Annotated in this window: 16 protein-coding genes; 13 read left to right on the forward strand and 3 right to left on the reverse strand. The window is 34.4% G+C overall.

The window, feature by feature from the left end; genetic code table 11:
* Nucleotides 1-89: 89 nt before the first annotated feature.
* Complete coding sequence (locus tag OYT91_RS01460; RefSeq protein WP_281239209.1) at nucleotides 90-1,055, forward strand: glycoside hydrolase family 5 protein; 966 nt, start codon at nucleotides 90-92, stop codon at nucleotides 1,053-1,055.
* Between the two features lie 106 nt (nucleotides 1,056-1,161).
* On the forward strand, nucleotides 1,162-3,276 hold the full coding sequence (locus OYT91_RS01465) for an ATP-binding protein (RefSeq protein ID WP_281239210.1): 2,115 nt from the start codon (nucleotides 1,162-1,164) through the stop codon (nucleotides 3,274-3,276).
* 54 nt (nucleotides 3,277-3,330) lie between these two features.
* Here the strand turns inward: OYT91_RS01465 and OYT91_RS01470 are convergent, their stop codons facing one another.
* The 3 genes from OYT91_RS01470 to OYT91_RS01480 form a co-directional block, all read right to left on the reverse strand.
* A complete protein-coding gene (locus tag OYT91_RS01470; protein WP_281239211.1) occupies nucleotides 3,331-4,665 on the reverse strand; it encodes an aminotransferase class III-fold pyridoxal phosphate-dependent enzyme in 1,335 nt (444 codons plus the stop codon).
* Between the two features lie 25 nt (nucleotides 4,666-4,690).
* Entirely contained in the window at nucleotides 4,691-5,140 is a 450-nt protein-coding gene (locus OYT91_RS01475; protein ID WP_281239212.1) for a GNAT family N-acetyltransferase, read from the reverse strand.
* 196 nt (nucleotides 5,141-5,336) lie between these two features.
* Nucleotides 5,337-6,794 carry a CoA-acylating methylmalonate-semialdehyde dehydrogenase gene (locus OYT91_RS01480; RefSeq protein WP_281239213.1) on the reverse strand — a complete coding sequence of 486 codons (1,458 nt, stop codon included), beginning with the start codon at nucleotides 6,792-6,794 and terminating at the stop codon, nucleotides 5,337-5,339.
* A gap of 257 nt (nucleotides 6,795-7,051) precedes the next feature.
* Between OYT91_RS01480 and OYT91_RS01485 the strand changes: the two genes are divergently transcribed.
* The 11 genes from OYT91_RS01485 to OYT91_RS01535 all read left to right on the forward strand — a co-directional run bounded on the left by OYT91_RS01485 (nucleotide 7,052) and on the right by OYT91_RS01535 (nucleotide 19,623).
* Complete coding sequence (locus tag OYT91_RS01485) at nucleotides 7,052-8,578, forward strand: Na+/H+ antiporter NhaC family protein (protein WP_281239214.1); 1,527 nt, start codon at nucleotides 7,052-7,054, stop codon at nucleotides 8,576-8,578.
* A gap of 11 nt (nucleotides 8,579-8,589) precedes the next feature.
* Nucleotides 8,590-9,243, forward strand: a complete 654-nt coding sequence (locus OYT91_RS01490) for a GNAT family N-acetyltransferase (RefSeq protein WP_281239215.1) — start codon at nucleotides 8,590-8,592, stop codon at nucleotides 9,241-9,243.
* A gap of 116 nt (nucleotides 9,244-9,359) precedes the next feature.
* The gene (locus OYT91_RS01495) at nucleotides 9,360-10,007 is read left to right on the forward strand and encodes a GNAT family N-acetyltransferase (RefSeq protein WP_281239216.1); all 648 of its coding nucleotides are present in this window, start codon (nucleotides 9,360-9,362) and stop codon (nucleotides 10,005-10,007) included.
* Nucleotides 10,008-10,051: 44 nt separating this feature from the next.
* Nucleotides 10,052-11,398, forward strand: coding sequence for a 4-aminobutyrate--2-oxoglutarate transaminase (gabT, locus tag OYT91_RS01500; protein WP_281239217.1), 1,347 nt, complete (start codon nucleotides 10,052-10,054; stop codon nucleotides 11,396-11,398).
* Between the two features lie 79 nt (nucleotides 11,399-11,477).
* Complete coding sequence (locus OYT91_RS01505; RefSeq protein ID WP_281239218.1) at nucleotides 11,478-13,055, forward strand: amidohydrolase; 1,578 nt, start codon at nucleotides 11,478-11,480, stop codon at nucleotides 13,053-13,055.
* Between the two features lie 98 nt (nucleotides 13,056-13,153).
* On the forward strand, nucleotides 13,154-13,639 hold the full coding sequence (locus tag OYT91_RS01510; RefSeq protein ID WP_269223394.1) for an Lrp/AsnC family transcriptional regulator: 486 nt from the start codon (nucleotides 13,154-13,156) through the stop codon (nucleotides 13,637-13,639).
* Nucleotides 13,632-14,933 (forward strand): aspartate aminotransferase family protein, encoded by a 1,302-nt coding sequence (locus tag OYT91_RS01515; protein ID WP_281239219.1) that lies wholly within the window; start codon nucleotides 13,632-13,634, stop codon nucleotides 14,931-14,933. Before OYT91_RS01510 ends, OYT91_RS01515 begins: the two co-directional genes overlap by 8 nt.
* Before the next feature lie 54 nt (nucleotides 14,934-14,987).
* On the forward strand, nucleotides 14,988-16,406 hold the full coding sequence (locus OYT91_RS01520) for an NAD-dependent succinate-semialdehyde dehydrogenase (protein WP_281239220.1): 1,419 nt from the start codon (nucleotides 14,988-14,990) through the stop codon (nucleotides 16,404-16,406).
* An 85-nt stretch (nucleotides 16,407-16,491) separates the two neighbouring features.
* On the forward strand, nucleotides 16,492-17,142 hold the full coding sequence (locus OYT91_RS01525; protein WP_281239221.1) for a GNAT family N-acetyltransferase: 651 nt from the start codon (nucleotides 16,492-16,494) through the stop codon (nucleotides 17,140-17,142).
* A gap of 281 nt (nucleotides 17,143-17,423) precedes the next feature.
* Entirely contained in the window at nucleotides 17,424-18,521 is a 1,098-nt protein-coding gene (locus OYT91_RS01530; RefSeq protein WP_281239222.1) for an ABC transporter substrate-binding protein, read from the forward strand.
* A gap of 25 nt (nucleotides 18,522-18,546) precedes the next feature.
* The gene (locus tag OYT91_RS01535; RefSeq protein WP_281239223.1) at nucleotides 18,547-19,623 is read left to right on the forward strand and encodes a CaiB/BaiF CoA transferase family protein; all 1,077 of its coding nucleotides are present in this window, start codon (nucleotides 18,547-18,549) and stop codon (nucleotides 19,621-19,623) included.
* Nucleotides 19,624-19,640: the final 17 nt, after the last annotated feature.

A 19,640-nucleotide genomic window follows, 5' to 3' on the forward strand; every position in this document is an offset into this window, starting at 1 on the left:
ATTATTTATCCTAACAGGTTTCTTTTAACCTGTTAGGTATTATTTTAATCTAAATTATCATCCATCGTCAAAATAATATATAATAAAATATGAACTTCAAATCAAAAATAATCCTGCTTTTACTTGCATTGAGTTGCAGTATGGCAAATGCACAATTTGTTAAAAAACACGGGCAACTTAGCGTAAAAGGAACACAGCTAGTAGATAAAGATCAAAACCCAATTGTTTTAAGAGGGGTGAGTTTGGGCTGGCATAGTATTTGGCCCAGATTTTATACAGAAAAAACGGTAGCGTGGCTAAAAAAAGATTTTGATTGCACAATTATTCGTGCCGCAATGGGTATCGAAATAGGAGAGCATCCTTATATGAAGGAGCCCGATTTTGCCAAAGATAAAATTGAATCTGTTATAAAAGGAGCCATCAAATCCGATATTTATGTAATCATCGATTGGCACAGTCACAATGTTAATCTGAAAGAAGCCAAGGAATATTTTGATGAAATCTCTAAGAAATACGGAAAATATCCAAATGTGATCTACGAGGTTTTTAACGAACCGGACTATGAAACGTGGCCAGAAGTAAAAGCATACTCCGAAGAAGTAATCAAAGTGATTCGAGCCAATGATCCGGATAATATTATTTTGGTGGGTTGTCCAAAATGGGATCAGGATGTCAATTTACCTGCGGCAGATCCCATCAAAGGTTATAGTAATTTAATGTACACCATGCATTTTTATGCGGCAACTCACGAAAAATGGTTGCGTGACAGAACTGACGAAGCTATAAAAAGTGGTTTACCTATTTTTGTGTCAGAATCGGCTGGGATGGAAGCATCAGGAGATGGACCAATGAATTATAAAGCTTGGCAAGAATACATTGATTGGATGGAAGAAAGAAAATTAAGTTGGATCGTTTGGTCTGTTTCAGATAAAGATGAAACTTGTTCGATGTTAAAAACGACAGCAGGATCTGAGGGGAACTGGAAGGCTGATGATCTTAAAGAATCAGGTTTTAAAACAAGGGAATTTCTTAAAAAATACAATATTAAGAAATAGATTAACAAATATAAAACACGACTTATCAATGAGTTGTGTTTTTTTTGTTTTCTGAAAAAAAATGTATATTGCAATTTATTTCGGATGATAACCCTATATCTATTGTATGAAATTAACACTTAGGTTAACGACTTATTCCAAACTGGTTATACTTATCATTGGCATTTGCTCGCTTTTTTTATTGTTATTTCTTTCTCTTTATCTTTATACAGTTCAGCAAGAAAGAGGTGTTTACAGAGACAATTCAAGTCAGTACAAAACCGAAGTGAATCGATTATTTGATTTTAATTCAAAGACACAAATTGTTACTATAAATGACTTAACTTATTGGGATGCATTAGTAAAATTCACAAAAAGTAAAGACACAATTTGGTATAAAAATTATATTGCCAATGAGTTTCCAACTTATGAAGTTGACTATGTTGCAGTATATGATTTAAATAAAAAACTGATTGTAAAAACTGCCAAACCGAATTTTAAAACTAAAGATTTTATCTCTATACAAGCAATGAAACATTTGTATAGAAATAGATATTCTAGATTTTACATGCATATTCCAGAAGGTGTTATTGAGGTTTTTGGTGGAACCATACATACATCCAATGATCCAAAAAAAACAAAGACCAAACCTTCAGGGTATTTCTTTATGGCTCGTCTTTTAGATGACAAATTTTTTAGGAATCTAGAAGAAATTACTTCTTCCAAAATTCAACTTTTTAATAAAGTCGAAATGGATTCTAATAGTAATAAAAAAGTAACTTCAATTATTAACCTCAGAGATACTGATGCTAACATAGTAGCGAAGTTGTTTTTTGAAAGGCCTTCAAATCTTAATTTTGAAAGAACCAAAGAGTTGTTGCTAATTGTAGTAATTACAACTTTTATTAGTCTTATTAGTGTTTTTTATTACTCTAGAAAATGGGTATACAGACCACTTCGGTTAATAACAACTATCCTTGAAACCGATCAAGAAATAGCAATAAGTCATCTCAAAAGAGAACCTGGTGAATTTGGTTATATTGGTAATTTATTTGACGACCATAGAAAGAATCGGTTTCAATTGAAAAAGGCTAAAGAGAAAGCAGAAGAAAGCGATAAGCTAAAATCAACTTTTTTGGCCAACTTGTCGCATGAAATCCGAACACCTATGAATGCCATTTTGGGTTTTTCGGATTTACTTATGGATGAAAAACTAACAGATGAATCAAAAAGGAAATACCTTCAAATAATTAATAGTAGCGGCAAAAGCTTGGTTTCAATTATTGAAGATTTAATTGAAATGTCTAAAATTGATGCCAAACAAATTGCACCAAAGGTTATAGGATTGAATATTGATAAATGTTTGAAAGAATTATTTAATACATTGAGAGTTACTATTCCTGAGGAAAAAGAAATTCAGTTTTATTTATTAAAAAGCAATTGCAAATTATACAATACTATTTTAACAGATGAAATAAAATTAAAACAGGTTATTGTTAATTTGTTGACCAACGCTATAAAATTTACAGATAAAGGGCATATCGCTTTTGGATATACTATCAGTCCTGATTATAAATTTTTAGAATTTAGAGTTGAGGATACAGGAATTGGAATTAGTGAAAAAGATTTAGAAGTTATTTTTAATCGTTTTAGAAAAGTAGATAATGATTATTCTATTTCTATGAGTGGATTGGGATTGGGTTTGTCTATTTCCAAGGCTTATGTTGAAATGCTTGGAGGAGAAATTTCAGTAGAATCAATTTACGGTAAGGGTTCCGTTTTTAAGTTTACTATACCATTACTATATGACGAAAGTAAATCCAATGAATATAATGATGATTTTCAGATTGTTCCAAATGACTCTGAAGGAAAAAATATATTGGTTGCCGAGGATGATAATATTAACTACCTATTGCTTAAAACTATTTTAGAGAAAAAAAATCATCGTATCATAAGAGCAAAAAATGGACAAGAAGCAATTGATCTGTACCAATCAAATACGGATATTGATTTGATATTTATGGATATAAAAATGCCAGTTTTAGATGGTTATGAAGCATTTGAAATAATAAAGGCTAAAGATCCAGAATGTATTGTAATTGCTCAAACGGCACATTCCTCATCTGAAGTAAAAGAAAGTATAATGAATGCAGGTTTTTCGGGGTATATTACAAAGCCCTTGGATAAAGACAAAATTTATGAAATTATAAATAATGTTTTTCAAAATGATACAATTTGTTAATATTATAATTTTATAAAAAAAGAGGATTTCTTATGAAATCCTCTTTTTTTATACTTATACAAGATGCTCATCGGCTATAGACAACGCTTGTGAAATAATAGACAAGCCTTCGTCTATTTCAGCTTCGGTGATGCATAATGGTGGAGCTATGAAAATATATCCCCAACGTACAAAAGTGTATAATCCCAATGCTCTCACTTTGGCAGCAATAAGATTAGTAACTTTTAAATCATCACCACTGGCGTTGTAAGGAGCAATCAATTCGCCTGTAGTTTTGTTTTTTAGAATATCCAAACATCCTAAAAGACCTGTGTTTCTAAAAGCGCCCATACTTGGATGCTTGGCTCTCATTTCTTCAATTTTGGATTCTAGATAAGCACCCATTTTTCTGGTATTGGCAATCAAATTATCACTTTCGTAAATATTAATTACAGCCAATGCAGCTGCCAAAGCAACAGGATGAGCATTGTAAGTAAGTCCAATCATCATTGGAGTATTATCGAATTTTGCAGCTATTTTATCAGAAACCATTAAGCAACCTAAAGGAAGATAAGAGGAAGTTAATCCTTTGGCCATACAAACCATATCGGGAATGATATCGTGATTTTCAAAACCAAACCATTTTCCGGTTCTTCCAAATCCACTCATTACTTCATCGGCAATAAAAAGAATTTCGTATTTTTCGCAAAGCGCTTTAACGCCTTTCAAATAGCCTTTTGGATAATGCAAACAGCCCGAAGAACCACTTTCTCCTTCAAAAATAAAAGCAGCAATATTCGTTTTACCTTCAAACTGGATTACTCGCTCTACATATTCTAAACTTAAACTTAATTTTGTGGTATCATCTAAATCTTTCATGCCAAAGAAATAGTAGGGATCATCTAGTAAAACTGCATTGGGCATTTGTTGCGAATCATTAGCCAGTTTTCTAGGATCACCACCCACAGACATTCCACCAATGGATCCACCATGAAAAGCTCTATATCGACCAATAATTTTATGTCTTCCAGTATACAATCTGGCTAATTTGATAGCATTGTCTACAGAAGAAGTTCCACATAAGGTAAAGAAAGCTTTATTCAAATCACCAGGACATATTTCAGAAAGTTTTTTTGATAATTTGGCTCTAATTTCGGTGGTGCAAGTCGGGGTTACAAAACTTACTTTTTGCATTTGTTCCACCACTGCTGCCGTAACTCTTTGATCACCATGACCAATATTTACGGACATTAAACCAGAGGAAAAATCAATTATTTTGTTACCGTCATAGTCATATAAATAAACACCTTCAGCTCTTTCTATAGCTATTGGGTTTACATTGGCTTGTGCTGACCATGAAAATAAACTGAATTCTTTACTGTCACTTATGATTTGTTCTTTACTTAACATTATGTGTTTAATTTATTTATTAATATTAGTTGACTGTAAGGTCATAACTATAGAGATAGTCCTCCCTTACAAAACCCATTTTATGATACAATCCTTGGGCTGCTGTGTTGTTTTTTGCGGTTCTGAGTCGGATAATGTTGGACCCAATTTCTTTTGCTAATGCTACAGTTTTTAAAATTAATTTTTCTCCAATTCCATTTTTTCGAATAGAAGAATCTACAAAAAGATCGTTTAGAATTAAAATTTTGTTCAATGCTAATGAAGAAAATGTAACGTAAATAAGAGCAAAACCATTAATTACTTCTTGATTTGTCTCATCAGTTGATACAAATATTGTGGCTTCATTATTTTCTAATCGTTCCTTTAAATAGGAATAATGTTTCTCCTTATTTGAAGGCTTTTTATAAAAAACTACATATTGATCAAAAAGATTTGTCAATTGATCTAAATCCTGAATTGTGGCTTTTCGTATCATAATGAATTGGTTTTAAGTGGTTAGAAGACTAAATTTACAAAAAAAACTTTAATTTTTGAATATTATACTTTTTGTTTCCAATCTTCATTTGCAAATACCCCTTTTTGTTTTTAATTTTTTTCTAAAAAGCTAAAATCAAATTCAAAACTCTATTTCTATATTCTAAAATCAGGAATCTAGAATCTGCCATATATTCTTAGCTCATCCAGTTGGTTCCTGCTTCAGGATTCCATTTGGTTGTTGTTTTCTTTTCTTTGGTAAAAAAGCCAATTGAACTTTTTCCTGTAATGTCTCCTGAACCAAATCGGGATTCATTCCATCCTCCAAAACCAAATGGCTCTCTAGGAACTGGTACTCCAATATTTACGCCACACATTCCAGCGGAAGCATTTTCCGTCACATAATTGGCCAAACCGCCGCTTTGTGTAAATACAGAACACGCATTGCCATACGGATTCGCGTTTTCTATTGCCAAAGCTTCGTCAATAGTATTTACACGAACTATTGCTAATACTGGACCAAAAACTTCTTCTCTTGCAATCTTCATATCTGCAGTTGCATAGTCAATAATAGTAGGTCCTACATAAAAACCATTTTCTTTTCCTGGTACTACTGTATTTCTACCATCCAAAATAATTTTGGCTCCTTGTTGTTCGGCTTCTGTAATGTATCCTTCAATTCGGTCTTTGGCGGCTTTCGAAATTACAGCTCCTAAAGTTGTACCACATTGAATTTTTTGAGCATCACCAATTAATTTGTCAAGGATGGCATCGCAATTTCCAACAGCAATTAAGGTAGCTGCCGCCATGCAACGTTGGCCAGCACAACCGCTCATTGAAGCAACAATATTTGATGATGCCATTTCAGGATGTGCGTCTGGTAATAATAGGATGTGGTTTTTTGCACCACCAAGAGCCAATACTTGTTTTAGGTTATTGCTAGCTCTTTGGTACACAATTTTGGCCACTTTGGTAGATCCTACAAAAGTAACGGCTTGAATTGCTGGATGATCACAAATGTTTTCTACCGTGCTTTGTGTTCCATTTATAATATTGAACAATCCATCAGGAAGACCTGCTTCTTTAAGGAGTTTGGCAGTATATTGACTACTGATAGGAACAGCTTCAGAAGGTTTTAAGATAAATGCATTCCCAAGGGCAATAGCGTTTACAATTGTCCAATGGGGAACCATAGTTGGAAAGTTAAAAGGAACAATTGAAGCTACAATTCCTAATGGCACTCTGGTCGATGAACAAAAAACCCCTTTGCTTACTTCCATATTCTCTCCATTTACAAATTGTGGTAAAGAACAAGCAAATTCAGTAAGTTCAATCGCTTTGTCAATTTCGGCTTTGGCTTCGCTATGAATTTTTCCGTTTTCTCTATAAATGATCTCGGTTAATTCTTCGCTGTTTTTTTCTAATAATTGTTTGTACTTATAAAAAACTTGAGCTCTTTCTTTTAAGGTGACTTTTTGCCATGCTTTTTGGGCTATTTGTGCTGAGCTGATAATTTCATTCAAATCCTCCATGGTTGATTCGTTGAAAGTAGTCAATTCCTTACCGTCTAAAGGCGAGATAACGGAATGTTTTTTTGTAGAACTACCGGGGGTAAACTCCCCGTTTATAAAGTTTTTTACTTCGTTAAATGACATAATTTTTACTTTTAAATTTTTTCAAATATACAATATTTTACAAAAAAACAATAAATATTTTTGCGTGTATTAAAAATATTGTTAGATTTACAAAATAATCATATACATGTTGATTTATTTACAAACAAGAATAAGTTGGGAATAAGGCGTTATGTATAGATTATTAATTTAAAGAATAACCCATTTAAATTATTTAAAAAAACCAAAAACCAAAAACCAAAAACCAAAAACCAAACCAAACTAAAACTATTAAATTTATGAAATCAGTCTCTACTATTATTGGTGTAGCCTTATTGTTCTTAGCTACTCTTTGTTATTTTATCCATTGGCACGCTTTAGTTCCTGCATTTACTGTTTTGGGAATTGCAATGATTACTAGAAAAGCATTGGAACCTTTAATTATAGGTTGTGCGATCGGATTTGCATTATTGGCACAACATGGAGGGTCTACAGAATATTTTCCTGAAGGAAAAGGAATGATTTTTCCGCTGAATATGTTTGACGGTATGTTTACTTCTATCGCTAGAGACGCACACGATCAAGGACTGATTTGGGTAATTTTAGTTTGTATATTATATGGAGCATTTGTTCAATTGTTAAATGTCTCTGGAGGTATCAAAGCAGTAGCCCGATATTCTGAAAATCATGTAAAAAACAAAAAACAGTCCTTAATAATGACTTATTTCTTGAGTTTTTTCTTTTTTCTAGATGATTATTTAAGCGCTTTGTCTGTTGGGAATACTATGAGACCTATTACTGATAAGTTTGGAGTTTCTAGAGAAAAATTAGCATTGGTATTGACAATGGTTTGTGTGCCTTTTACTATTATTTTTCCTATTTCGACTTGGACAATTTTTTACGGTACACAAATTGTCGCTATAGATGGTGGTGTTTTGGATGCGGCAGGAGTTGCAATAACAAATCCTATTCAAGCATTTTTGGGAACAATACCTTATAATTTTTCGGCATGGATTTCATTGATTATGGGAGGTTTAATTGTTTTTCAATTGATTCCAGATTCTAAAGCAATTAAATTAGCTGAAGCCAATGTAAAACCAATAGAACCAGCCGCAGTTAAAATAGCAAAACCAAATGCTAAACAAGGAAAATTACTTTATTTTATACTTCCAATTCTAGTTTTAATTTGGTGTACTGTTTTTCCTTACCCTTTTGATATGGATTATTGGGGAAGTTTTACTTTCTCTTCTGAATATATTTTTGGTAGTATTGATGCGTTGCGCGGTATTGTTACGGCTGTTGTGTTTACTTACCTTTATTTTTTACTTTTCAAAGTGATTAAATTTAATAAAATTTCGAAACATTTTGTATTGGGATTGGAGACAATCACATTTGTTTTAACTGTTTTGGGTTTTACATATTTATTGAAAGATGTTCAAAATGCTTTAGGATTCAACGAGTTTGTTGTAGAGAACTTACAAGGAATTAGTTGGTTGAATAGTGCTACTTTGCCTTTTATCGTTTTTGCTTTAGTAGCATGGATTTGTTGGGCAACTGGTTCAAACTGGGGGATCTATGCTATTTTGGTTCCTACAACTGCATTGTTGTCTCATACGTTGGGAGCCAATTTTTGGTTGGTTCAAGGAGCATTAGCTTCAGGTACCGTTTGGGGAGCAGCTGCCTGTTTCTTTTCAGATAATAGGGTACTAACGGCTCAATCTTGTAAAGTGAATATGATGCAACATGGAATTTCACAATTTCCGTATCAATTGGTAATATTTGCTGTTTCTTCAATTTTGTATTTGTTAGCAGGTTTTGTTTTGTAAATAAATGGCTTATGATTCCAAAGGATGTTTTATTTAATGAATTTGTGATTCGAAATGCAACTCCAGAAGATGCAGTTCAGATGGAATATGTTCAAAAGCAATGTTATCCTTCTTTGGATCCGACAGAGTTGTTAAATAGGAATCATTTTATCAATCATATCAAAGTATTTCCTGAAGGTCAAATTGTATTGGAAAGAGATGGCGTAATTGTAGGTTCGGCGAGTACATTTCGATCTCATTTTCCAACACACGAAGCTACTTTTTTAGAGTCTTCGGATAATTTATGGATTACCAATGCCCATATTCCAGATGGAGAATGGATGTACGGAATAGATATGGGGATTTTACCTGAATATCGCGGCTTGGGACTTTCGACAGAAATGTATTTGGTTCGACAAGAAATATGTAAAAAACTTGGGTTGATAGGACAACTTATTGCAGGAATGACTATAGGTTACGGAAAAGTAAAACATAAAATGACAATTGAAGAGTATTGTTACGCATTAGAAATTAAAAAATTTACGGATCCTACAGTAACTCCACAAAAAAAAGCAGGTTTTCGATGGATAAAACCATTATACAATCATATCAATGATCCCGAAGCTGGTTTTGCTTGTATTTTAATGTATTATCCAGTAGATGAGAATTTTAAATTAAAAGTATAATAGATTCTAAGTCACTAAGTGGCTAAGATTTATAGAAACAATTTAAAAGAGAAATTTTTTTTAAAAACTCAGAGTCTTAGATGCTTAGAATCTTAGTCTCTTAATAAAATCAAAATATGATTGCTAAAAAGATTTTGAATGATGCATTTATAATTAGAATCGCAAAAGAAGAAGATGCCGTTCAGATGGAATATGTACAATCAAGATGTTATCCAACATTGCACGTGTCTGAAATATTAGATAGGAATCATTTTGCAAATCATGTAAAAGTTTTTCCAGAAGGTCAAATTGTAGTTGAAAAGGATGGAACTATTGTAGCTTCGGCAAGTTCTTTTAGGTGTGATTTTCCAGAACATGATAGTACTTTTTTGGAAGAGACTGATAATTTATGGATTACTAATGTACAAATTCCAAATGGCGATTGGATGTACGGAATAGATATGGGGGTTTTACCAGAATACAGAGGATTGGGACTCTCAAAAGAGATGTACAAAGCCCGTAATGAAGTCTGTGAAGAATTAGGATTGAAAGGACAAATAATTGCAGGAATGACAATTGGTTATGGAAAAGTGAAAGACCAAATGACAATCGAAGAATATTGCAAAAGGGTGATGAATAACGAAATAATAGATCCTACAATTACGCCACAACGCAGTGCAGGTTTTCGATGGATTCGGCCTTTATACAATTACATAAATGATCCTGAATCGGGATTTGGCAGTATATTAATGTATAAACCAGTTGACGAAAATTATTATTTATAGTAATTAAAAGAATAAAGAGTAAAAAGCAAAAAAAAAAAAATAAAATGGGAACTCAAATTAAAAAAGTATCAGAAATTCCTGGTCCAAAAAGTAAAGTAATATTAGCAAGAAGAGCTGCAGCATTACCAGCAGGTCTAGGTAAATCTACCGAAGTGGTGGTTGAAAAGGCTGAAGGTGCCTTAGTATGGGATGTAGATGGAAATCAATTGATTGATTTTGCAGGTGGAATCGGAATGGTAAATTTAGGTCATAGACCACAAGTGGTGATTGATGCTGTAAAAGATCAGCTGGACAAATACATTCATCCAGGTGCTCTTGTTACAACATTTGAACCTTATTTGGAATTTGCAGAATTGCTAAACGAAATTACGCCAGGTGATTTTCCAAAAAAGACTTTGTTGGCAAACTCTGGTTCTGAAGCTGTAGAAAATGCAGTAGCGATTGCAAGATATTATACAAAAAGACCGGCCGTTATTTGTTTTGAAGGCGCCTATCACGGTCGTACCATGCTTACCTTAAGTTTGACTAGTAAATATGGTTTATTCAAAAAAGGTTTTGGAAGCTACGCTCAAGATATTTATCGTTTTCACTCTCCAAATGTGTATAGAAGACCAAATTCTATGACAGAAGAAGAATATATTGATTTTTGTATCGAACGTTTTGATCAAAATTTGATTTCTCACGTTGATCCATCTGCAGTTGCGGCAATTATCATTGAGCCTGTTCAAGGTGAAGGTGGTTTTATTCCGGTACCAAAACGTTTCTTAGAAAAAATCAGAAAAGTATGTGATGAGCACGGAATCGTATTTATTGCCGATGAGGTTCAAGCAGGAGCGGGTAGAACAGGAAAATTCCTTTCTATCGAGCATTCTGGAGTGATTCCAGATATTGTTACCATGGCAAAATCAATTGGGTCTGGACTGCCAATATCTGCCATTACTGGAAAAGCAGAAATCATGGATGCACCGCATTTGGGTGGAATTGGAGGAACATACAGTGGAAGTCCAATTGCAGTTGTTGGAGCTTTGGCAACGGTAAAAGAAATTATCAAGCCAGAATTTTTGGATCGTGCAACGCATGTTGGTAAAATAATTACAGACAGAATCAATGCCATGAAAGAGAAATTCTCGATAATTGGTGAAGTTCGTGGACTTGGAGCTATGCTTGTGGTAGAGTTTGTAAAAGACCGAACAACCAAAGAACCCGATATGGATTTTGCAATGGCTGTAATCAAGAAGTCGGTTGCTAATGGTTTGATTTTAATTAGAGCCGGATTGTATACCAACTGTATTCGTTTCTTGCCTCCAATAGTAATTACAGATGAACAATTGAATGAAGGTCTTGATGTAATTGAAGCCGCTATTCAAGACGTATTGAACGAGAGAGGATAATATATTTTAGAATGTGTTTCCAAACCAGTTTCTAAAACGGGTTAGTAACTTGAAAATCTATAATTAAATAAAAAAAAGAGTGCTACTAATTTTAATACATAATGCCACAATTATTACTATGGATGAGGCTTTCGCCATTGCTGATTCCATAGTAATTAATGATTTGGGAAAAATTGAAGCCATTGGTACAGCAACCGAACTTCGAAATCAATTTGGTTCTTTTGAGAAAGAAATTAATTTTCAAGGGAAAACTATAGTTCCAGGACTCAACGACGCGCATATTCATGTTTGGAAAATTGGACATCTTCGCACCTATATGCTGGATGTTCGAGGCGTAAAATCGATAGTCGAATTCAAACAAAAGCTAAAAGATTTCGCTACCAAAAATCCAAACTCGGAGTGGATTATGGCTCGCGGAATCAATGAAATGGTACTCGAAGAAAAGCGTTTACCTACCAAAGAAGATTTGGATGAAATCATTTTAGACCGACCTGTTTTTGTCATAAGAACTTGTGCCCATATTGGTATTGCCAATTCCAAAGCGATTGAGATTTCGGGAGTGAGTGAAGCTACCGAAGTGCCTTTTGGAGGTGAAATTCGCAAAAATCAAGACGGCAGTTTACAAGGTATTTTTACAGAGAGAGCTTTGGGGTTAATAATGAATAATATTCCGCCTTTTACTTTCGAGGAGTATAAAAATATGATTCTGGAAGCGCATGATTATCTGTTAAGTCTCGGAATCACGAGTGCTACAGATCCTGCGGCCAACGAAGAATTGCTTGCGGCCTATATTCAATTGGATCAAGAAGGCTTGCTAAAAGTGAGAATGAATGTTTTTCCGCTTCGAATTCCAGACGGAAGCGATGAAATTCAGGTTTTGCCGGAACAATATGAATCGGAGTTTTTACAGATAAAAACGGTGAAGTTCTTTTCGGATGGCGGTTTGAGTTCGGCTACTGCTGCCTTGAATGTTCCTTATAAAAACACCGATGGTTACAAGGGAGTTTTGCGATTGGATTATGATAAATTTTATACCACCGCCAAAGAAGCGGTTGACAAAGGTTTCTCTGTAGCAACGCATGCCATTGGTCATCAAGCAGTCGATTTGACTTTGAAAGTGTACAGTGATTTGTTCAAAATCGATCCTACTTTAAGACACAGAATCGAACATGTTGGGTTTTTATCCCAAGAAAATATAAATGATTTCAAACGAATGAATATGACTGCTGCCATGCAACCCATATTTATTTATGAATTGGCTAATAATTTCAAAAGCACATTGACTGATGCATTATTAGATGTGGTTTATCCCTGCAAAACGGTTTTGGATAACGGAATCAATTTGGCTTTATCAACAGATGGACCGGTGGTAAAAGAGATTAATCCTTGGGTTAATATCGAAACTGCCGTAACCCGAAAAGCTGCCGATGGTTTTATTATTGGCGAAAGCCAAAAAATAACACTGCAACAAGCGTTGTACGCATACACGCAAGGAAGTGCTTTTGCCGATAATTTGGAAAACGTAAAAGGAAGCTTATCTATAGGTAAATATGCCGATTTTATAGTTTTAGATAAAAATCCTTTTGAGTTAAAAGATGTTTCTAATGTTGAATCACTCGAAACGTGGGTTGCTGGAGAATTAAAATACAAAAAATAAGTTTGTTTTTTAAAAATAAAACCAAAAAATTGTATTTTATTGTAAATAAATTAATTACTTTTGATTTGTTATTAAAATTTTACAAAAATTAGCTAAAGATGAGTGTATTAGATGATGAATTGGATTTCCAAATATTGACATTATTGCAAAAAGATGGTAGAATGTCTTTTACCGAAATTTCAAAGGAAATTAATGTTGCAGTAAGTACCATACGACACCGTTATATCAATTTGGTTGAAGATGGAACGTTAAAAATTATAGGTAGAATTGATCCTAACAAAATTGGATTCAATGCTTATGCCAGTATTTTAATTTCGGTCAAGCCAAAAACGTTCATGAGCTCTATTTTTGAAGAATTGTCAAGATTACCAGAAGTTAGTTTTTTGGCATCCGTTTCGGGGGATTTTGATATTGAAGCAAATGTTATGTGCCGAGATATGGAGCATTTAAATGAATTAATTGGTGACAAAATTCATCTTTTGGAAGGGGTTTTTGATACCAAAACCAATATGTATATGAAGATTTATAAAATAGCACAACCCGATTTGGAGTTGGCAAAATTATCAAGCAAACAAAATGAGTAATACAGATAAATTATACGAAAGAAGAAAAAAAAGTGTTCCAAACGCTTTGGGAATTTTCAATCCATCAAGTATTCAATCGGCCAAAGGCGCTATAATTATTGATGCTGATGGCAGAGAATTGATTGATTTTGCAGGTGGAATTGGAGTAAATAATGTAGGACATGGCGTTCCTGAAATTATTGAAGCCATTCAAAAACAAGCCGAAAAATTCATTCATGCTTCCTTTAATGTTTCGGTTTACGAACAATATATGGATTTGACTGAGAAATTATGTGAAATACTACCTCACGGAGAATCTACAAAAGCAATGCTAACATTATCTGGTGCTGAATCGGTAGAGAATGCTATCAAAATTGCTCGTGCGGTTACAGGAAAATCGGGAGTTATCTGTTACGATGGGTCTTTTCATGGTCGTACCATGATGGCGATGACTTTGACATCTAATGTGAAATACAAAGAAGGAGCAGGACCTTACGCACCCGAGGTATATCGATTGGAATATCCTTACTACAAGCCGAGCATGAAAAATAGAATGACTCATGATGAGTTTGATGATTTGATGATTATGAAGTTGCATAAAACTTTTTCGTCAACTGTTTCTATCAGTCAAACGGCTGCGATTATTCTTGAATTAGTTCAAGGTGAAGGCGGTTTTACAGTAGCTTCCAAAAAATACGTTCAATATTTACGCAAGTTTTGTACCGAAAATAATATCTGTCTGATTTTTGATGAGGTGCAATCCGGTTTTGGGCGTACTGGAAAATGGGCAGCTTATGAACATTATGATGTAACACCGGATTTGTCTACTTGGGCAAAATCCATGGGTGGTGGAATGCCGATTGGTGCTGTAATTGGTAAACAAGAAATTATGGATGCCATAAAACCAGGACTTATTGGAGGAACTTATTTAGGAGGTCCTTTGAGTTGTGTGGCTTCTTTGGCAAGTATCAATTACATGGAAAAGAATGACATCAATGCTGCCGGTAAAAAAGTCGGTAAAATTGTTCATGATAAATTCAAACACATACAATCTTTATATCCGGAAACCATTACTGATGTTCGCGGATTGGGAGCAATGTTGGCTATAGAATTTACCAATCCCAAAACAGGAATTCCAGATGGTGTGGCCACAAAAGCAATTGTTGATAAATGTTTGGCCAATGGATTGATTGTGATTACTTCAGGAACGTACGGAAATTGTATTAGAATTTTAAGCCCGTTGTTTATCGAAGACGAAGTGTTGCACAGAGGTTTAATGATTTTGGAAGAAGCGATAGAAGAGGTTTTGAAGTAAAATAATCTTTGTCAAAGTTCAAAACTTTGACAAAGATATCTTAAAAGAAAAAAAATGAGAAAGCAATATATAAATGGAGAATGGTGCGACGCAATAGATGGCGCAAAATGGGATTTGCAAAGTCCATCGACGGAAGAAATAGTGGATAAAGTTCCTTTCGGTAATGCTGCCGATTGTAGTTTGGCCATTGATGCTGCCGATGCCGCTTTCAAAGGATGGAAAAATACAACACCTTATTATAGAGCAGAGTTTCTAAAAAAAGCGGCCAACTATATGAGGGAAAATGCGGAGGCTTTCGCCAAAGAAACCGCTTTAGAAACTGGGAAACCAATGCTGGAAGCAAGGGGAGAATGGCAAGTTTCTGCCAACCTTTTTGAATGGTATGCCGAAGAAGGAAAACGCAGTTACGGAAGGGTTATTCCTTCGAGTAGAATTGACAAACGTTCGATGGTCATTTATCAGCCATTGGGTGTTGTTGGTGTAATTACGGCATGGAATTTCCCAGCTTATAATCCAGCAAGAGCTGTAGCTGCTGCATTGGCGGCGGGTTGTACGGTTGTGATGCGCGGTTCCGAATTTACTCCATTGTCGAGTTTTAATATGGCAAAAGCCTTGCACGAAGCGGGAATCCCAAAAGGAGTTTTTAATTTAATCAATACTGAACCTGTTTCGACAGGAACGGAAATGATTGAAAACCCTTTGTTGAAAAAAATAAGCTTTACAGGAAGTACCCGTGTTGGAAAAATATTAATGGATGGTGCTTCAAAAACATCAACCAAATTGTCATTGGAATTGGGTGGAAACGCTCCTGTTATAATTGATAAAGATGTTGATGTAGAATCGATTGCACATCAAGCTTTGGTTGCCAAATTAAGAAATTGTGGACAAGTTTGTGTTTCGCCACAGCGTTTTTATGTGCATTCCAGTATTTTCAATCAGTTTGTTGCTGTTGTAAAAGAGGATATTTCGAAACTAAAAACAGGAATCAATGGTGGAGATATTGATTTTGTGGGACCACTGATTAATAAAACACAGCAAAACCATTCTTTGACTATGCTCGAAAAAGCAAAAAGTGAAGGAGCAATTGTTCATATTGGTGGTGAAAAATCAGAGAAAGGATTTTTTGTGCATCCAGCTTTAATTGAAGCAAGACAAACACAAGCATTTATCAAAACGGAAGTATTTGGACCATTGATGATTGTAATTCCTTTTGATACCCAAGAAGAAGTGATTGAATGGGCAAATGATACGGAATATGGTTTGGCTTCATACGTTTTTACCAATCACATTAAAAACGCAAATGTGTATGCCGAAAACCTTGAATTCGGGATGGTAGGTATCAACGAATGGGCGGCACACGGAACCGAATTGCCTTTTGTTGGAATAAAAAGCAGTGGAATTGGTCATGAATCAGGATCCGAAGGATTGAAAGAATATTTGGAAATGAAATTGATTAGTTACGGTAATATGTAGCCCCCTAGCCCCCGAAGGGGGAAGGAAAGGACTATAAAAAATAATTATTATTAATCTAAATTCCCCCTTTGGGGGCTAGGGGGCTATGAAAAAAGAAATTTTAGGCAAATACATTTTACAGACTGCTACACCAGAATACGCAAAACAAGAAGCAGAACTTCAAAAAATTGTTTTTCCAACTTTATCAGCTGAAGAATTGATGACAGAAGAGCAGTATTTGAGACACATGGAAATTTTTCCTGAAGGTCAAATGATTGTTTTAGATGGAGATAGAGTAATTGCTGCTACTACAACTTTACAGCAAAACTATCACAAAGGACACCATACTTTTCTTGAAATATCGGATAATTTATGGTTGGGAACACATGATCCAAAAGCGGAATGGCTATATGGACTTGACGTTTCGGTGCATCCTGATTATCAAGGAAAAGGAATTGGAAGACAAATTTATAATGCGCGTCAAGATGTAGCAAAAGAATTGGGTTGTTTGGGACAAATGACCGCTGGAATGCCAATTGGTTTTGACAAAGTAAAAGACCAAATGACCATTGCAGAATATTGCGACAAACTGATAAAAGGAGAAATAGTAGATCCAACCGTTACGGCTCAAACCAAATGCGGATTCATTCTAGTTGAGCCTTTATTTGATTATTTAGACGATCCAAGGAGCGGGAATTGTTCGGTTTTGATGTATTGGCCTATTGATCCAGCTACTAAATTAAGCGAACACCATTAAGAAGAAAGTGTTCAATTTTTAGTGTTCATTTATAAACATAAAGAAAAATTTTCACCATTAAGAAATTAAGAAAAATTAAGTTTTCTGGGACTTAATGTACCTTAATTTCTTAATGGTTCAAAGAAAATTAAATTTTTAATTTTTTAAATTCACTTAATTGAGTTTAGAATGTTCTTTATTTATTATTGGTATGATAAAATGAACTCTTAATGAGTATAGAAATTTCTGACTAGATTTCTAAAATTATATAATTTTTTACTATTTAACTAAAACCAAACCAAATGAAAAAAATCGCATTATCATTACTAGTAATTATGGGCTTATTCTCAAGCTGTGGCAAAAAAGCTGAAGAAGCTAAGACGGGAACAGTTGATTTAGAAGCATTAAAAGGTTCTACTTTAAATATCCTAGCTTGGGAAGGATATGCAGACGCCTCTTTTACCAAAGAGTTTGAAGATAAATATGGAGTGACTGTAAAAGGAACTTATTTTGGATCTTCCGATGAGTTGGTTTCAAAATTACAAAGTGGCGGTGGCGCTAGTTATGATGTAATCACTCCTTCATCCGATGTGGCGGGTTATATCGTTTCTTCAGATTTGGCAGAGCCTTTAGATTTAGAACAATTAACGGCTTGGAAATCACTTTCGCCAGTTTTATCTGGAATGAAAGACGTTCAAAAAGACGGAAAAACATACGGTATGCCATTTACTTGGGGACCGGATTATTTAGTTTATAATGCCGATATTATCAAAGAAACTCCAACTTCATGGAACCTTTTCTTTGATCCAAAATACAAAGGAAAAATCGCAATGTATGATGATATTTCTTCTATTTATTTGGCAGCTCAATTGTTAGGATATGACAAAAAAGATCAGTCGGTTTTGTATAATTTAACCGAAGAGCAATTGCTTGCTTGCAAAGCAAAATTGGTAGAATTGAAACCTCAAGTTCGTAAAAATTGGGCTTCCGCAGGGGAATTGGATAATTTATTCAAAAATAAAGAAGTCGTTGCTGCTGTGGGATGGCCATTGACCCCAGCTAATTTGAACAAGCAAGGAATGAACATTAAAGCTGTTATTCCTACTGAAGGCGCAACAGGTTGGATTGACCGTTTGATGATTGTAAAAGGAGCCAAAAATAAACAATTGGCACAACTTTGGTTGGAGTACGTTTCTCAACCAAAAGTGATGGCTCAAGTTGCTGAATTCACACAATATTATGTGTCAAATCCAGAAGCAAATGCATTATTATCTCCTGAAACTCAAAAATTAATGGATGTGGCAAGCATGGACCAAATGTTTAAAACCTTGAATTTTTGGCAACCTGTAAAAAACAGAAAAAGATACAACGAAATCTGGAGTGAAGTGAAAAACCAATAATTCCTTCTTCAAAAATATTTTAGGAATGAAAAAACAAGAACTATTTGCAGGATTAAAAATCGTCGAATTAGCGGGGGTTTTGGCCGGTCCTGCAGTAGGAATGTTTTTTGCCGAATTGGGTGCGACTGTTATAAAAGTCGAAAATCCTTCCAACAATGGAGATGTAACTAGAAGTTGGCTTTTAGAATCAGAATCCAAAGAAAATCAATCAGGGTATTACAGTTCAGTGAACTATAATAAAAGAGTTTTGTGGGCAGATTTAACTGTTGAAAAAGATCTTGAATTAGTCTTGGATGAGATTGCAGATGCGGATATTGTTATAGCCAATTTTAAACCTACCTCTTCAAAAAAATTAGGACTGGATTCGAAAACTTTAAGAAGTAAATTTCCTAGACTCATTTATGCACAAATAAGTGGTTATGGAGCCAAAGATGAAACTCCCGCTTTTGATGTTGTATTGCAAGCAGAAGCTGGATTTATGTACATAAATGGCGAAAAAGAAGGTACAGCTGTCAAAATACCAATCGCCATTATTGATATTCTCGCCGCTCACCAACTTAAAGAAGCCATACTGATCGCATTGCTGAAAAGAAGTATTTCAAATCAAGGGGCTACTGTTCATGTATCATTATATAATGCCGCTTTAGCTACATTGGCCAATCAGGCAACAAATTATTTAATGGGTGGAATTGTTCCAGAAAGAATGGGGAGTTTACATCCAAATATTGCTCCTTATGGTGAAACGTTTTACACAAAAGATCATAAAGCAATTGTTCTTGCGGTTGGAAATGACAAACAGTTTGCATCGCTTTGTTCGTGTTTGAATATAAATGATTTACTGTCGGATGTTCGTTTTAGTTCAAATAGTTTGAGAGTCAAAAACAGAGCGATTTTAAGTCTTTTTTTGTCTAAAGCATTTTGTGAATTTCAAGGTACGTTTTTACTCAAAGAATTAAAAAACAACAATGTTCCCTGTGGTGAAATTAGAAATATGGATGAAGTGCTAAATTGTGAAAGTGCTCAAAAATTAATTTTAAAAGAAGAACTTCCTAACGGGCAAATCACAAAAAGAATGGCAACAGCTATTTTTGATATGGATTAAAAAAGTATAATTTTTTA

It is taken from the genome of Flavobacterium praedii (genome assembly GCF_026810365.1).
Lineage (GTDB): Bacteria > Bacteroidota > Bacteroidia > Flavobacteriales > Flavobacteriaceae > Flavobacterium > Flavobacterium praedii.

Bases quoted from the DNA above. Each gene is read 5' to 3' on its own strand.
- OYT91_RS01460 (WP_281239209.1), top strand. From the start codon at position 90: ATGAACTTCAAATCAAAAATAATCCTGCTTTTACTTGCATTGAGTTGC.
- OYT91_RS01465 (WP_281239210.1), top strand. From the start codon at position 1,162: ATGAAATTAACACTTAGGTTAACGACTTATTCCAAACTGGTTATACTT.
- OYT91_RS01470 (WP_281239211.1), bottom strand. From the start codon at position 4,665: ATGTTAAGTAAAGAACAAATCATAAGTGACAGTAAAGAATTCAGTTTA.
- OYT91_RS01475 (WP_281239212.1), bottom strand. From the start codon at position 5,140: ATGATACGAAAAGCCACAATTCAGGATTTAGATCAATTGACAAATCTT.
- OYT91_RS01480 (WP_281239213.1), bottom strand. From the start codon at position 6,794: ATGTCATTTAACGAAGTAAAAAACTTTATAAACGGGGAGTTTACCCCC.
- OYT91_RS01485 (WP_281239214.1), top strand. From the start codon at position 7,052: ATGAAATCAGTCTCTACTATTATTGGTGTAGCCTTATTGTTCTTAGCT.
- OYT91_RS01490 (WP_281239215.1), top strand. From the start codon at position 8,590: ATGATTCCAAAGGATGTTTTATTTAATGAATTTGTGATTCGAAATGCA.
- OYT91_RS01495 (WP_281239216.1), top strand. From the start codon at position 9,360: ATGATTGCTAAAAAGATTTTGAATGATGCATTTATAATTAGAATCGCA.
- gabT (WP_281239217.1), top strand. From the start codon at position 10,052: ATGGGAACTCAAATTAAAAAAGTATCAGAAATTCCTGGTCCAAAAAGT.
- OYT91_RS01510 (WP_269223394.1), top strand. From the start codon at position 13,154: ATGAGTGTATTAGATGATGAATTGGATTTCCAAATATTGACATTATTG.
- OYT91_RS01515 (WP_281239219.1), top strand. From the start codon at position 13,632: ATGAGTAATACAGATAAATTATACGAAAGAAGAAAAAAAAGTGTTCCA.
- OYT91_RS01520 (WP_281239220.1), top strand. From the start codon at position 14,988: ATGAGAAAGCAATATATAAATGGAGAATGGTGCGACGCAATAGATGGC.
- OYT91_RS01525 (WP_281239221.1), top strand. From the start codon at position 16,492: ATGAAAAAAGAAATTTTAGGCAAATACATTTTACAGACTGCTACACCA.
- OYT91_RS01530 (WP_281239222.1), top strand. From the start codon at position 17,424: ATGAAAAAAATCGCATTATCATTACTAGTAATTATGGGCTTATTCTCA.
- OYT91_RS01535 (WP_281239223.1), top strand. From the start codon at position 18,547: ATGAAAAAACAAGAACTATTTGCAGGATTAAAAATCGTCGAATTAGCG.